The following is a 15,852-nucleotide window of genomic DNA, read 5'->3' on the forward strand; positions in this document are numbered from 1 at the left end:
TTTGTCGAGAAGAACAAGTTTGGAGATGGTCTTAGGAGTAGACTGCTCCGTATGCAAAGAAAGGAGATGGTTGTAGTCGATATTGTGTACAATATTTACAGGTACATGAATCATTTTATTTTGTTTTGGAAGGATTTCTACACCGCCTGCCAATAGAAAGATTTAAATATGACTGGAAAAAGAGCCATAATCAGGTATTAACCAACAGACGGCTTGCCATCACCGGTTCGTGATAAGACCGCGATGGCAAAAACCAGCACACAAGTATTCGGGGCGATCGCATAAACAAGATCATAGATCTAGCATTAGTAATGGGATTGGTAGTGCTAACTTTGGTCCTGTACGTCTTCCCGAGCATTTTGCTGCCCCATTCGATGAAGCCCACCAGCCAGATATTCTACGCAAACTCGACTAACTGCAGCTTCGCATACCCCAACAAGCCCACGGTAGTGCTCAGAATGGACGACGTCCAGAAATTTGCCTTTGATAATGCATCCATAGCGATTATAAGCGATGTAGCAATCCAGAGGAACCTGCCCATGGTAGTAGGCGTTATACCGAACAACATCAGCGCCGATGCCCGCATGACCAATTACCTGATAAGCGTTGAGAAAAACCCAAAGGTGGAAATAGACCAGCACGGGACCTACCACACCCCAAACGAATGGAATATGACAAACATGACGTATAACCAGACGCTAGCGCTTATGGAATTGGGCAACAGCGACCTGGTTACTGCGCTGGGGGTGCATCCTATAACATTCGTCCCGCCATACGATGCCTATGACTCAAACGCGCTAAGGGCCATGAATGCCCTCGGGTTCAAGGTGGTATCCGCGTCGCAGGGGGATAACAACTTCACCTCCAACGTAACAAGGATAGGATATACAATCGCGGTGAGGGAAACGGACGAGAACCTGCAATCGAGCAACAACTCCCTTGCCTCGACGAACGAAATAATCAACGGCTGCGAGAGCAAGTTCAAGACAGGAAACATATGCGTGATCCTGATACACCCGCAGGATTACATAGTGGTCAGGAACGGAAGTTACACGCACCGCTTGAATACCACGTCCATTGCGCAATTCAATAACATGCTTGATGGCCTGCAGGCCCTTAACGTGTCCTTCGGAAACTTCAAGGACATGGTGAAATGCAACTAGTGATGAGCTTGGAATACATACATGTAAAAATGAGCAAATTGAATGTCGTCTATCTTGCATTATTCTTGACATCTTTAGCAATAGCAATATTCTACAGTTATATCGTGATAAAGCTGGTGTCGCTGAATGCATTCATCATACTCCTGGTAGCCTACACAATCATGGTGCTGTTCACCGTAATATCAAGGTTCCCCGGGGCGTTCTTGTACAACCCAACAAAATACCTCAAGGTCAGCTACCAACCAGCGGTTACAATAGTAATACCCGCATACAACGAGCAGGACGCGATAAAGCCAACAATACTCAGCGCCCTTTCCGTAGATTATCCGAAGGACAAATTGGAGGTCATAGTTGTAAATGACGGATCAACGGACAATACAGCCGCATACATAAATGAAATGCTCAAAGAGCACAAGTTTACCTTCATAGACTGCAAGGAAAACAGGGGGAAAAGATACGCCCTGTACGAGGGCTTCAAGAAGGCAAACGGCAGCATCGTGGCAGTTATGGACAGCGACACGCTGCTGGCCAAGGACTTCGTGAGGGAGATAGTCAAGCCCTTCAAGAACAGCGAGATAGGCGGGGTTTGCGGGCATGCAAACGTCATACAGGAAAATACCCTCTCCAAGATGCAAGAAACCAACTATTTCACTGGCTTCCATCTTTACAAGAAATACGAGGCGCTGTTTGATTCAGTGACATGTCTTTCCGGATGCGGCTCAGCCTACAGGAAGAAGGCGGTTTTGGAATTTCTTGACGAATGGATCAACCAAAAATTCCTGGGGGTCAAATGCACATACGGAGAGGACAGGGGCCTGACCACACTGTTGTTGAGGAACGGTTGGAAGACGGTATATTTGCCCCAGGCAAGGACATCAACCCATGCACCATTGACAATAAAAGGACTGCTCAAGCAAAGGTTAAGATGGAGGAAATCCTTCAACAGGGAGGTGCTTTGGCAGTCGAAATTCATGTACAAAAGGAAAAAGGGATTCCCGGTAATATTCTATACGTATGCGATAACAAACATGCTGTCGCCACTCGTGGCCTTGGGGCTTGTATTCATATTGCCGCTGTTTGCAGGCCTGTCCGTGCTGCCGTTCTATCTGGTTGGGGTACTGATAGTTGCTGCTGCATATACGAGTTACAGCAAACTGTACGATGAGGACTTTTCCGGAGTATACATGTTCCTATGGGTCATATTCAACCTTACAATAATGCAGTTCTTGGCCGTATATGCATGGTTCAACATGAAGGACAACGGATGGGGGACTAGATAATAAGGTCGATTTTGTGCATGACAAGTATAAGCTTTTGTTGGTTCTCGCACTGGTTTTGGCAATTGCTGCTGTTTTCTACCTCAGCAACACTACCGTAATCAGGAAAACATTATATGAAAGCGAGCAGGCACATTATCAGCCGTACCTCGGCGAGAACTTCACCAATTACTCTGGAAACTTCAGGGTAATAAACTCTACAAACGAAAACTTAACCAAATGGCAGAATTACGGAATCATAACAGCATTTGCGAACATCAGGAATTGGTCAAAAATCAGCAGGATAGACCTTGTATTGACCAACTCTAAAGGGGAAAACGTTACCCTCTATGGGATAAACAACTCCAAAATACCGCGCGAAGACTGGTCCACCGGTCTGTTTCCGAACTATTACCTGAATTGCACGGGCCAGGACAGGGAGTGGAAAGCTTTCATGGTAGTCAACGGGACCAACTTCCTTTTCTGGCAGTACAACAGCACACTGGGCCTTAACATGAGCAACATCAGCTCCGTAAAGGCCTACAACAACGACACAAACATACCAATCCATGATGTTGTTGTGCAGCACAACATTTGCAGGTACAACAACGATCTGGGTGGCAATTGGTATTCCCCAATAGGTCTTCCACAGTACGGCGTTTTCTGGACAAACAGCAGCGGCCTGGTATTGAAGAACGTAAGGCAATCGCAATACCCGAGCAACGGGGACCACGTCAGGGTGTTGTCCAAGAACGTTACGCCGGAGAACTTCACAATGAGGATTGTATTCAAAGTCCAGAATGTCAGCTCAAACGAGTCGCAGCTAAACAATACCTACATCAGGTTCGGTTGGGATTTTGAAAATATGTACGATCCGGGACACAATGAAACGGTAATATTCGATTCGTTCCAGTACAATTACCTCGGCGTGCAGCGCGTCTTCCCAATAGTCAGGTATTACGCGCAGGGATCTGAGCCGAACAGCACCGACCCGACTTTCAATAGCTCAAGGGTAAGATTTACGTTTAAGAAAGGCCACACCTACGAGGTTGATGCACAGGTGGAAAATACAAGCGTGAAGGTTGAGATCTGGGATGTCGGAGGGCTTTGGTCCACAAAGGTCGCAAGCCTGAACTACAAATTCGCAAGGGCCCGCCCTTACGGCAGATATCCATTCTCCATAGAGACTACCGGCAATGTTGGGATAACTGTCAAGTCGTTTTACGTGCTGAAAGGCAAATCCGATTGAACCCAGTGTTATCCTGACAATTCATTTAATATAAAATTTATTTTATTCAAAAACCTCAATAAAAAATAATGCTTATATACTACCTTGCACATAAACAATTGATAGTGATTGACTATGCAAAGGAACAAGTTCGTAGCTACTGTCGCTTCACTTTCAGTGGTGATGCTTCTTCTCACAACTTCTGTAGTTTCAGCAGCATCATTCAATTTCAACTTCAAGAGCTTCAAGTTCGACCTATTCAACGGCTTCAATGGTTTCAGGAGCCAGTTGTACAATTTCTTCGTTAATCCGATAAACAAACCCGGGAACGGGCCAAAGCCGTGCAATCCTGGGCATTTCGGATATGCATGCGAGCAGAACACAACCACTACGATATTCGAGTGCAACAAGGGCACAGCAGGGGATCACAACCCGCACTGCACCAATTCCTCTACCTGAATTGGGTTGTTTGCTCTTTTTTCCTTTATTTTAATGCTTGAAAACTCCATATTAGCGGGACAGCCCCTCTATTGATTGGATCTCTGCAGTCGTAAACCCTTCTTTCAAGCAAAGGGCTTATTTGTATCCGACCTTAAGAAAGCATAAGGTATAAATACCAATTAGGACAGAGTTATTAGTTAATATTGCTCAGGTTTATCAGATGAATAATAGTCGTGGCGCTTCATTCAGGCGCTATGTTGCAAATAACAGCAGGATGTTCGCAGCGGCAGCGGCATTGCTGGTCGCTGCACTTGTAATAGCTTCAGGCAGCATAACATCCCTGAATGCGAGCTCCATACAGGGCTATATCTACAGCCCGATAAACCAGCAGGTGATATTCAAGCCTTCATCCTCGGGATACGGCTACGGGCAATGCGCCGGAACACCTGTTCTGACGCTGTTGACAGAGCCCAATGCGCCATCCGGCACTATAAAGGCCGTGGTAAGAGGGCTATACGACTGCGCAGGCGTGACTCTTTACATAAAGCCGTGGACCGGATGCAACAACCGCACCACCATAGCGTCTTTTGTGGCTAACGACACAGGAGGCAGCGTGACATTCAACGCCCCTGGAACCGATGGCGTATACGGCTACTGGGTATGCGGGGCAAGGGGAGCAATCCAGGGCAACGCCAAGGACAAGGCAGAGGTCTTCGTGCAGAGCGGCAGCACATCAACCATACCTCCGACAACCACAATAACCCCTTCAAGCAAGAAGACCAACGGCTGCCACGGCTCAGCAATACTCACGATCATGCCGGATCCTGCATCTACTTCATCCAATGTTGAGGCAGTGGTTAGGGGATTGTCAGACTGCAGCGGCACGACGCTTTACATAAAGCCTTGGACCGGATGCTCAAACAGCACCACCATAGCATCCTTTGTCGCTAACGACACAGGAGGCAGGACCTCATTCAAGCTGCCCAACAGCATGGGAGTGTACGGCTACTGGATATGCAGCGGCAAGAGCAACGGCAAGGGCCCAGTGAAGGGCGACAAGGCGGACGTCTTCGTAATCTGATTTTTTTGCAAGTTAGGCAGCATGGCAGCGGACGCCAGATTGGCCTGCTGCCGTCACAAAGGTTTATAAAATTTCATTTGCAGTAGATACTACCCAAAATGGTAGTATCATCCGGTAGTACAATGGCAAACAAACCTGTCAAAAATTACCTTTCTCAATACCCAAAGAGAAGGATAACAAGAAAGGAGGCTGAATTGAGGGTAACGATCGGTGAGACAATATCAAACAAGGGCGAGGAGTCCAAGAAGGCAAGAGCAGTGCTTGAGCGCATACCATACATAACGATCGCAACATCAAACAAAAAGTCAGTACCCTGGAACACCCCGGTTTTCTGCGCATACGACAAGGACTACAACTTCTACTGGATATCCTCGAGGGAATGCGTGCATTCCGTAAACATAGAGGCAAACCCGAATGTAGCGCTTGTAGTATACGACTCCACGGTTCCTGACGGCGAGGGCATCGGGGTTTACATAAAGGCCAGGGCCCGCATATTGGAGAGCAGGCCTAGGATCAGGAAAGCCCTGGAGCTGCTTTACAAAAGGAAGCACAGGGCTGTGCCATCGGCAGGCGACTTCGTCGGGGCGCCGAGAGGTGTATACAAGGCGACAACCTCCGCATTCTGGATAAACGACCTAAAGAAAAAGGCCGGCGAATTCAGGTACCTGAGGATGGAAATACAATTGAAATGAAAGAAGGTGCAACATGAGCAGCAACGAACGCATTTCAAGGTTTTTTACCTCTGAATCTCATATTGCAAAAAGGATAAATAGTTCCTTTTTTTTATAATAAGCATGCGCAGCCGTAGGCTTATGTTGCTTGTCGCGCTCTCTGCCATAGCGATTGCAGTGCTTTCAGCGCCTGCATTTTCCCAGGGCATCGGCGGCGCCAACGTCTCGATAGCTGGCGTTTCGCTGCCGGAGAGCGTAGGCATAAACTCGCCGCTAGCCGTCTTTGTGACGCTGCAGAATACAGGGGGCATGGCAGCAGGGAACATAACCCTGGAGATGAAACTTGCCGGGAGCTCCAGCATGGTTGAAAGATATGGAGTCAGGCCCTTATCGCCGCAGCAGAACGAGTCTGTGGTGCTCCTGGTATATAACAGCACCTCGCAGGCAGGACCGCACACCGTGATCGTAAGCGCAAGCTACGCCTCAAACGGCAGCACTTTCATTACTGCGCAGAGGACCTTGGGATATAATGTGGTAAATACAATGGACCAGCAGGCAAAAAGCCCCTCTGCAAAAGGGAGCAATGGCCTATCGATCGCGTACATGCCGCTGTATGTGTCGCTGTTTGAGGGAAGCAGCTCGGTGTACAGGCTCGGGCTCATGAATACCGGCCATTCTCCGGAATCCGTAAGCATAGGAACGAACAGCAGCTATTCCGGCATTATAGAATTTTCCACGGACAGCCTCTACCTGCTTCCTAACTCAACCCTGTATGTCCAGTTCCTGCTGAATGCGATAAACATAAGCACCAACGCATCTACCTATTACATACCTATAAGCCTGAACACCAGCTATTCAAACGGCACCTCCAGCACAGCTACCGAGGTGCTTGCACTCACGATATACAACTATTCCAGGGAGCAGCCCGCGCTCCTGAGCGACATAACCTCATTGAACTCCAGCAGCTCCATCAGCGGGACCATAAGCATATACAGCGGCACTAATGGCAGCCTCTCCGATGCGACGCTTGTAACGTACATACCTGCAAACGCCACCTACAATTATCCTGCGATAAAGACCTACGGCCTCAACGCAAACGTCACAAGGGAAAGCAACTCCTACATGATAAAATGGTCAATCCCGTACCTTCCTGCAGGTCAGGTGACCTACGGCTATTACCAGATAAACACATCCAGGAGCACCGGCTTCATCATGAACGTGCATAACGTGCTCTCGATGCCTTCGATGCTGAAGCCGATGAACATACTGAAAATAGTGGACTTTTCTCTGCCGACGTTCTACACGCACTCCATGGAGAACATATCTGTAAGCGCATTGTACACAGGCACGTCGCCGCAATACGTGTACTTCTACATTACCGCGCCCACCGGCGCCACTGTGCTAAACCCGACGCAGACCGTGCTTGCCACGCCAAACGAGCTGATAAGCAGGGATTTCAGCATAGAAACCTCCAATACCCTAGGCACCATGATATTCACGCTGTACGCCAACACCCAGGGAGCCAACGTGACGTACTCGCTGCCAGTGATAGTCCTGCAGGGCCAGGGCAACTCCACCATGGTAGGCCAGGCAGCAGCAGCATTCCCTCTAAATTTCAACATAGAAAGCAAGGAAGCAAAAACCTACCTTATAGCCCTCGGCGCGGTGCTGGTGATAGTTTTATTAACATATGGAGCAATTATAACTGCAAATAGGTCAAAATACAACGCAAACAGGGCGAGAAGCCTGAAAAGCATAAAAGAGCAGGTAAATGAATAAGGTGCGTCGATTGCGCAATCCATATATAATAGGGATATCCTCCCAGAAGGGTGGTGTAGGCAAGACTACCATATCCGTCAACCTTTCCGTAGCATTGAGGTCCCTGAACTACAGGGTTTTGCTGATAGATGCTGACACGACCAATCCGAGCGTTGGTTTCCACATGGGGCTTGACAAGGCGAACACGGGTTACAGGGACGTGGTCTACGGAAGGGCTAACCTGAGGGACGCGATAGCGATACACAGCCCCACAGGGCTTCACGTGCTTCCAGGTACATTGAACACGAAGCAGTTTTCCCCGCCGTCAAGCAGGATAGACAGCCTCGGCGGGGCGCTCAGGAACTCGAATTACGACTTCATCATGTTCGATACGGCTCCGGGTTCCGTGGAGCTGGACATATCAAAATACTACGACGAGGCTCTGATACTCACAACGCCGGAAATGTCAGCATGCACCAGCTCCATGCGCCTGGCAAACAGGTACAACCAGATGAAGATCATACACAACCTGGCGGTCAACAGGGTTAGGAACAAGAGGTACGAGATAAGCCTGGAGGAGATAGAGGAGATATACGAGAAGAAGGTGCGGGGGACGCTGCCTGAGGATGACATAGTGCCGATAAGCATATCGCAGCACATACCGGCATATGTGCTCGGCCCGGATTCGAGGTTCTCCAAAGGGATAAGGTCTATGGCAAAGAAATACGCATCATCAGATTCGCGATTGACTATGGGGTTCGAGGACATGGGGGTTAGGGCAAGGATTGCCAGCTTCCTGAAAAGGCTCTTCGGGCTGCGTTTGCGCTGACCAAGCACAAAAAAGGCAATAAGGCCGTACAGTGAGAAAGATGGAGTTGAGGTATCTGGCTGTAGTACCGCTGCTATTCATACTGCTAGCCATGCTCGGCAACATAGCGATGTTCGGGCCCATGATCTTCAGCGTGCCGAATGCCCTGCTCAACGCAACAAACTCCACAAGCGCGACAACCACATCCGTAATTCCATCGGTCAACACCACGACCATAATGCCAAACACAACCGCAACAACCACTATGGACCAGAATGCGACAAACACGACAACGATAGACATCAATAACACAACAACCATCCGGGAAACACCCAAGGCCAAGGGCACAACAACGATACCAATAAATGCAACAAACTCGACCAACACAACGGCAATAACAACATCCTCAACCGCATCAACGACCACTGAGTCATCCTCGACATCGACTGGGCCTGAATCCAATTCAACAATCCCTACTACGTTAAATACCACCACAATCCCGACGACAACAGCGAACACCACGATAGTCACGTCATCCACCACCTCGACTACGGATACCTCCTCATCGATAACCAATACGACATCCTCAACGGCCACACTGAACACCACGACGACAAGCGCAACCACGACAATAAACGCATCGGCAAACAAGACAACGATTACTGCGATAAATTCCACCGCAAACGCCATATACAATTCGACAAACACCACAACCGGCAACGAAACCAATAGCAGCATTTTCAACGTAACTGCGCCAGGGTCAATCGGCACGAGGGTGCTTGGCACATCTGACACCCTGAGCCTTCCGAACCAGACTGTTATAGGCACGAAAGACATTAACCAGAAGCACGCGTTCCTGAACGGCACCATATCAATAACCAACGTGACTACCGATTACTCGCACCCCAATGTCGTGGGAGGACAGATAGTCGCAACAACTTACATAGACATATCGAGCACGTTCAATTATCCGTTGGTGATAAGCAGCGCATACTTCAAGGCGCTGAACAAAGACCCGAACATGACCTCGGTAGCAATATACGAGCTCATGAACAGGACCGTAATTTCCAGCAAGACGTACGATCTCAAGGCGCAGGGGAACACGAGCAGGGTAACCTTGAAGGCATTCAGGAACGAGCAGGGATGGGTTGACACCAATTCAAGCCCGATAGTGATAAGCTCAGGGGTGAACAGGTTCAAGATAACCGGGAAAATAGACCCCAATGCTCAGTACGAATGGTCCTTCGAATTCACCACTGCCGATGCTGTGTCGCCGATCTTCCTGTACAAAAACTCAACAATCCCGACATATACGATAAACTACTCTGCAGATTACAATGCAAGCGTGATAAGCGCATTGGAACTGCCGCACAGGGAAACTGAGCAGCTTTCCTACACCCTCAACGGCAGGAAAGTCAACGGTGCATTCGTAAGCGGCTACAACCTGTCCAAAATCCGATCGCTGCCTATAACTACGATAAACATAGACCCGATATGGGACGGCTCGACGCAGTGCACGAACAACTGGGCAGGAGGCGCATGCCAGGGAAGCATAACATACACTGCAACCACCACGCTAACCGGGGACGTGAACGCAAGCAACAACATCATAATCAACAGCGGCGTCACGCTGATAACCAACGGCTACAGCATATTCACCGGAAACATGATAAAGAACTCCGGGACTATAAATTCCGGAACTGCCGGCAACGGCGGAACCGCTGGCGCAGGCACAGGGGGCAGCTACACTAGCTCGTACGGCGGCTCAGGAGGCGCAGGCGGAAGCGGAGGCGCGCACGGAAGCACCGGAGGCTCAGGCACAACGCCATCTGCTCCCACGCTGAGCAACGCAAACATACAGAACTGGTACAATAATGGATTTGTGAACTACGTATCAGGCGCTGGAGGCGGAGGAGGAGGCAGCGGCGGCACGGATACCGGAGGATCCGGAAGCTATGGGGTTTACCTGCAGGCCAACTCTGTAATAGCAGGTACTATAGTCGCCAACGGGCTTGCCGGCTCAACGACCACTACGACAAGCGGAAATCCCGGGGGCTCGGGAGGATCGACCCTGGCTACTGGCGGATCTCCCGGGGGAAGCGGCGGGAAGCCATCCAGCGACGGGGGAGGAGGTGGCGGCGGAGGCATCATAATGATTGCCTACAACAGCCTGTACACTGCGGGCACATACACCGTTACAGGCGGTGCAGGAGCAGGCACAAGCCCAAATAATGGAGGCAATGGCGGCAACGGCGCCGCAATGACGTTCAGGTATGTCACGCAGCCTCTTGGCACGGTACCGCCGCCAACGCCGCTTAGCAGGCCAACACTTACCGCGAGCAACACCATACTTGACGCGGGGCAGACTGAGGTATTCACAGCATCGTTCACCGGAGGCACACCATCCTACACCTACAACTACCAGGTCGTAAACACCATCACCGGATCCCTTGTTACCAACATGCTGGTATCGAATTCATACAAATCCAACACGCTCGTATGGGTCGTGCCCACATCTGCTGCAGGCAACACCGTAAAGGCGAACGTGATAGTGAAGGACAGCGCAGGCTCACCCGCAACTCTGAACTCGGTCTATACTGGCACAATAACTTTGAATCCAGCACCTACGACGCCAACCCTCACAGCATCAAACACCCCGCAGGTGCAAGCCTCGCAGTACGAACTCTTCAGCGCCAGCTTCTCCGGAGGCAGCGCCCCGTACACCTACAACTACCAGGTTATAAACACTGTGGACGGTTCCCTCATAGCGAACATGCTGTTCACCGGCAATTCATACACAAGCAACACATGGCTGTGGCAGGTGCCTGCTGCAGCTGCAGGCAACTCGATAAAAGTCAATGTGATCGTAACAGACAGCGCGACAACAAATGAAGTGTTCAATTCCGTTTATACCGGCACCATAGTCGTGGAGAGCGGCCCTGCATCTGTCACGCTGAACCCAAGCAACACGATACTGGACAGCGGGCAGACGGAGACATACACCGCACTAATAACAAACGGCGTAGCCCCATACACTGCCAACTTCTACAATGTCACCGGCAGCAGGACCGCATACTACTTCAGCGAGGCTCAAAGCTGGTCCGCCACAACACCGTATCCAAACAATGTGTACAAACAAAGCTGCACCACATACTCAAACAACATATACTGCGTCGGGGGTGTTGATGCAGGGCCATTCTTTAGCAATTACGTCTACTATTCCCCCATCCTGTATCCTGGAGGCCCCCTGGGTTCATGGGCATCAACAACGCATTATCTTACTTCAAACATAGAGGAATTGAGCTGTGTCACCATGTCAAACAACATCTACTGCATAGGAGGGTTCATACTCGTCACAGGCAGCATAAATTCGGTCTATTACGCGCCAATCCTGTCGCCCAACAATGATCTGGGTTCATGGCAGCTGTCCGCAAGCGATTACCCCCTTCAGGCAAACGACCACAGCTGCACCACATACTCAAACAACATCTACTGCATAGGTGGGAATGTTAAGGGCATACTGGAAACCAATTCCGTCTACTATGCCCCTGTTCTCTCATCAGGGGATGTAGGTTCTTGGCAACCTGCCACCATTTACCCGACAAACGTATACCAGCAAAGCTGCGTCACATACTCGAACAACATCTACTGCCTAGGAGGCTATTCCAATTCCCTTACTCCTGGCGTACCGTATTATTATTCAAAGACGGTCTACAGCGCGCCCATACTCTCAGATGGGACTTTAGGCTCATGGGCAGCGGCATCAAACTCCTATCCCTCAAACATAATAGACCTCAGCTGCGACACATACTCAAACAGCATCTACTGCACGGGAGGATACGATAACGTCATAGGATATACGAATGCAGCATATTATGCACCGATATTTTCCGGTGGGACTTTGGGATCATGGACTGCAATGCAGCCATATCCTGCAAATACGCAATACCCTGTGTGCAATATCTATTCAACCAGCATCTACTGCGTGGCTGGAGAGGCAACGCCGGAGGGCCAGGCAAACGCGGTATACTATTCGCCAATAGTTACGGGCGAAACAAACTCCATCACATGGACCTTCGCAGCGAACTCGCCAGGGACAAACACATTCCAGTACAACGTGATAATTACGGATTCGCTAGGGCTCGTATTCAACTCCATGACAAACACGATAACGGTCAATCCGAAGCCCTCAACTCCTATGCTCACCGCATCCATAACTCCCACTGTCAATCCAGGGCAGGCGGAGGTGTTCACCGCATCGTTCTCCGGGGGAAGCTCTCCATACACCTACAACTACCAGGTAATCAACACGATAGACGGGTCGCTGATAGCAAACATGCTCGTCTCGAATTCATACACGTCGAACACGTTCTCCTGGGCCGTGCCCAGCTCAGCCGGAGGCAACACCGTCAAAGCCAATGTAATAATAACGGACAGCGCGACCACGCACGTTACATTCAACTCAATTTATACCAGCACGATAACTGTGAACACGTTGGCGCCGACGCTCACAACGCCCACGCTGACTATAACTAATACAGTGCTGGACATAGGCCAGAGCACTTTGTTCAGTTCATCTACATCCGGCACCGGAACGTCGCCGTTCACATACAACTACCAAATCGTAAACACTGTAACTGGCGCACTGGTAGCAAACCAGCTTTATACTGGTGTTAGCTCCACAACAAACAGCTTCTTCTGGACCCCTCCTGCAAGCATTGCAGGAAACACCGTAAAGGCAAACGTCATAGTTACCGATTCGAACACCATCCCGACAAAGGCGAACTCGATCTATACCAGCCAGATATCCATAAACAGCGCACCGTCACTGGCAATCAGCCCCTCAAATTCCGTCACTGACGATGGGCAATACATCACATATACGATTACGGATTCCGGTGGCTCGGGCACATTCAATGCTGAACTGTACAATGTGACCGGATCGGTGCAGCAGGGCTCGAATGTAATACTCCAATTGAACGGCGCAAATACTGTGACGTTCAGCGCGGTGAATACCGGAGGTGCGGCATTCGCGCCGCAGTACAACGGCATAGCCACTGATACCGGAACCACAACGCCGTTTGTGTTCAATTCTGTAACAAGCCAGATAGTCGTCAATCCGCAGATGACCTCCCCGACCATAACTCCTGCATCCCCTGTAACATTGGATGCAGGGCAATCCATAACCATATCTACATCTGTCAGCAAGGGGCAATCGCCATACACCTACAACTTTATTGTATTCAACTCTGTGACTGATGCGATTATAGCCAACCAGCTGGGCTCCTCATCATCATTCGTGTTTGCCAGCAATTCCAATCTTGCAGGCAACACGCTGGAGGCCAACGTGGTAGTAACGGACAGCGCAAGCACTCCAGTAACTGAAAATTCGCTGAACAGCTACCAGATAACGATAAATCCAGCGCAGTCCATAACCCTTTCGCCGAGCAACACGATACTCGATAGCGGCCAGACGGAGGTGTACACTGCAGGGCTAAACGGCGGCACAGGACCGTATACGATCAACTTCTTCAACGTGACCGGAAATATTGCCCACATTATAGGCTATCAAAGATGGCTTGCAACAACTTCATATCCCACAAATGTGGACGAGCTTAGCTGCACATCAAACAGCAACAACATATACTGCATAGGCGGGTATAGCTCAACTGCAAGGAATGACATTTACTATGCCCCTGTACTCTCATCAGGGGCCATAGGCTCCTGGCAGAGCACCAACTCCTATCCAACAAACGTATACGTCCCAAGCTGCAAGACATATTCAAACAACATCTACTGCATAGGCGGCGAACTAACAGGCACAACCTACACAAATACCGTCTACTACGCCCCAATACTCTCAAGCGGCGCAGTGGGCCAGTGGCAAACTGCCAACGTGTACCCGACTAATGCCGGCTCCCAAAGCTGCGACACCTACTCGAACAGCATCTACTGCATTGGCGGCTATTCTAATCCGGGACCGAACAGCGCGGTCAAGGACGTCTACTATGCGCCAATATTGTCTTCGGGAGCAATAGGCCAGTGGCAAACTGCAAACGCCTATCCTGCGAACACGGATCTTTTCAGCTGCATGACCAACTCAAACAGCATCTACTGCGTGGCGGGTGATTATACGGTAACGACAACAACGAATGCGGTCTATTATTCGGCGATATTGTCTTCTGGCGCAGTGGGCCAGTGGCAAACTGCAAACGCCTATCCTGCGAACACCGCAGCCCTAAAATGCGTATCATATTCAGGAGCTATCTACTGCGTAGGCGGGCTGGTAAACGGCCTAGGAACTGCAACGAACAGCGTCTATTATTCCCAGATATTCAGTTCAGGTGCGATAGGCAATTGGCAAGCAACATATGCATATCCTATACCTACAGATCTTTTCGGCTGCGTCTCAAACTCAAACAACATCTACTGCATAGACGGGAGCGCCCAAGGCTTGGGTTACACCAACTCTGTCTACTACGCGCCTCTCTCACAATACGGCGTAGCCAACCAGCTCACCTGGACGTTCATAGCCAATTCCCCAGGGACAAACACATTCCAGTACAACGTCATAGCGACAGACAGCGCAACGACACCGACAACAGTAAACTCAATAACCAACACTATAACGGTGAATCCGAGGTTACTCTCAAAATCATTCACCGCATCTAACACAGCAGCATCGCCGAACCAGTACCAGCTCCTCACCACTCAGGTCAGCGGCGGCACATCAACATACACGTACAACTTCCTTGTGTACAACAGCGTTGGCCTTGTGGCAAACGCGCTCTACAAAGGAAATTCAATAACGGCGAATACCTTCCTGTTCCAGATCCAATCCGCATGGGGCACAGGAACATTCACCGCCAACATCTTTGTGACGGACAGCGCCAGTACCCCAGCTACCGTGTCGAATACTCTTACATTTACGGTCAGCGTACCTCTGACAACGCCGACCCTAACATTGTCGAACACACTGATAGACCAGGGCCAGAGCATTCTATTCACTGCATCGACCAGCGGCGGCACAGGACCGTACAACTACAACTACCTGATACTCAACTCGATAACGGGGAACGTTATAGCCAGCCAACTCTACACCAGCAACTCGTACACGAGCAACACATGGCTATGGACGCCTCCTGCGCAACTGTACACCTCCAATACATTCAAGGCAAATGTGATAATAACTGACGCGATACCCACAACTGTCAACTCGATATACAAGGCAATAGGCTACAATTCCGTACTGAACGCGCCCGTAATATCGCCGTCAAGCGCCTCTATAGACAGCGGCCAGAGCATAACCCTCACAAGCACGACCTCCGGAGGAACAACTCCATATTCATACCAGTGGTACGCCAACTACGGCAATAGCGCCGACTGCACCGGATCGAACGGCAACGCGATATCCGGAGCCACGTCAAACTCATACGCCGCATCCCC

The 15,852-nt window shown here is 50.0% G+C and carries 9 protein-coding genes; all 9 read left to right on the forward strand.

The annotated features are described in order from the left end of the window. Positions 1-332: 332 nt before the first annotated feature. Entirely contained in the window at positions 333-1,163 is an 831-nt protein-coding gene (locus KGI06_05515) for a DUF2334 domain-containing protein (GenBank protein MDE1871666.1), read from the forward strand. Positions 1,164-1,171: 8 nt separating this feature from the next. Further along, positions 1,172-2,443, forward strand: coding sequence for a glycosyltransferase family 2 protein (locus KGI06_05520; GenBank protein ID MDE1871667.1), 1,272 nt, complete (start codon positions 1,172-1,174; stop codon positions 2,441-2,443). A 13-nt stretch (positions 2,444-2,456) separates the two neighbouring features. Continuing rightward, the gene (locus KGI06_05525; protein MDE1871668.1) at positions 2,457-3,668 is read left to right on the forward strand and encodes a hypothetical protein; all 1,212 of its coding nucleotides are present in this window, start codon (positions 2,457-2,459) and stop codon (positions 3,666-3,668) included. A gap of 114 nt (positions 3,669-3,782) precedes the next feature. Then, the gene (locus KGI06_05530) at positions 3,783-4,106 is read left to right on the forward strand and encodes a hypothetical protein (protein ID MDE1871669.1); all 324 of its coding nucleotides are present in this window, start codon (positions 3,783-3,785) and stop codon (positions 4,104-4,106) included. A 202-nt stretch (positions 4,107-4,308) separates the two neighbouring features. Further along, the gene (locus tag KGI06_05535) at positions 4,309-5,169 is read left to right on the forward strand and encodes a hypothetical protein (protein ID MDE1871670.1); all 861 of its coding nucleotides are present in this window, start codon (positions 4,309-4,311) and stop codon (positions 5,167-5,169) included. Between the two features lie 122 nt (positions 5,170-5,291). Next, positions 5,292-5,861: a pyridoxamine 5'-phosphate oxidase family protein gene (locus tag KGI06_05540; protein MDE1871671.1), complete on the forward strand. Its 570-nt coding sequence runs from the start codon at positions 5,292-5,294 to the stop codon at positions 5,859-5,861. Between the two features lie 102 nt (positions 5,862-5,963). Then, a complete protein-coding gene (locus tag KGI06_05545; protein ID MDE1871672.1) occupies positions 5,964-7,619 on the forward strand; it encodes a hypothetical protein in 1,656 nt (551 codons plus the stop codon). A gap of 10 nt (positions 7,620-7,629) precedes the next feature. Next, positions 7,630-8,427, forward strand: a complete 798-nt coding sequence (locus tag KGI06_05550) for a MinD/ParA family protein (protein ID MDE1871673.1) — start codon at positions 7,630-7,632, stop codon at positions 8,425-8,427. Between the two features lie 40 nt (positions 8,428-8,467). Continuing rightward, positions 8,468-15,852: hypothetical protein (locus KGI06_05555; GenBank protein ID MDE1871674.1), on the forward strand; the 7,385-nt coding region annotated here is incomplete at its 3' end.

The sequence above is a fragment of the Candidatus Micrarchaeota archaeon genome (assembly GCA_028866575.1).
Taxonomy (GTDB): Archaea; Micrarchaeota; Micrarchaeia; order Micrarchaeales; family Micrarchaeaceae; genus UBA12276.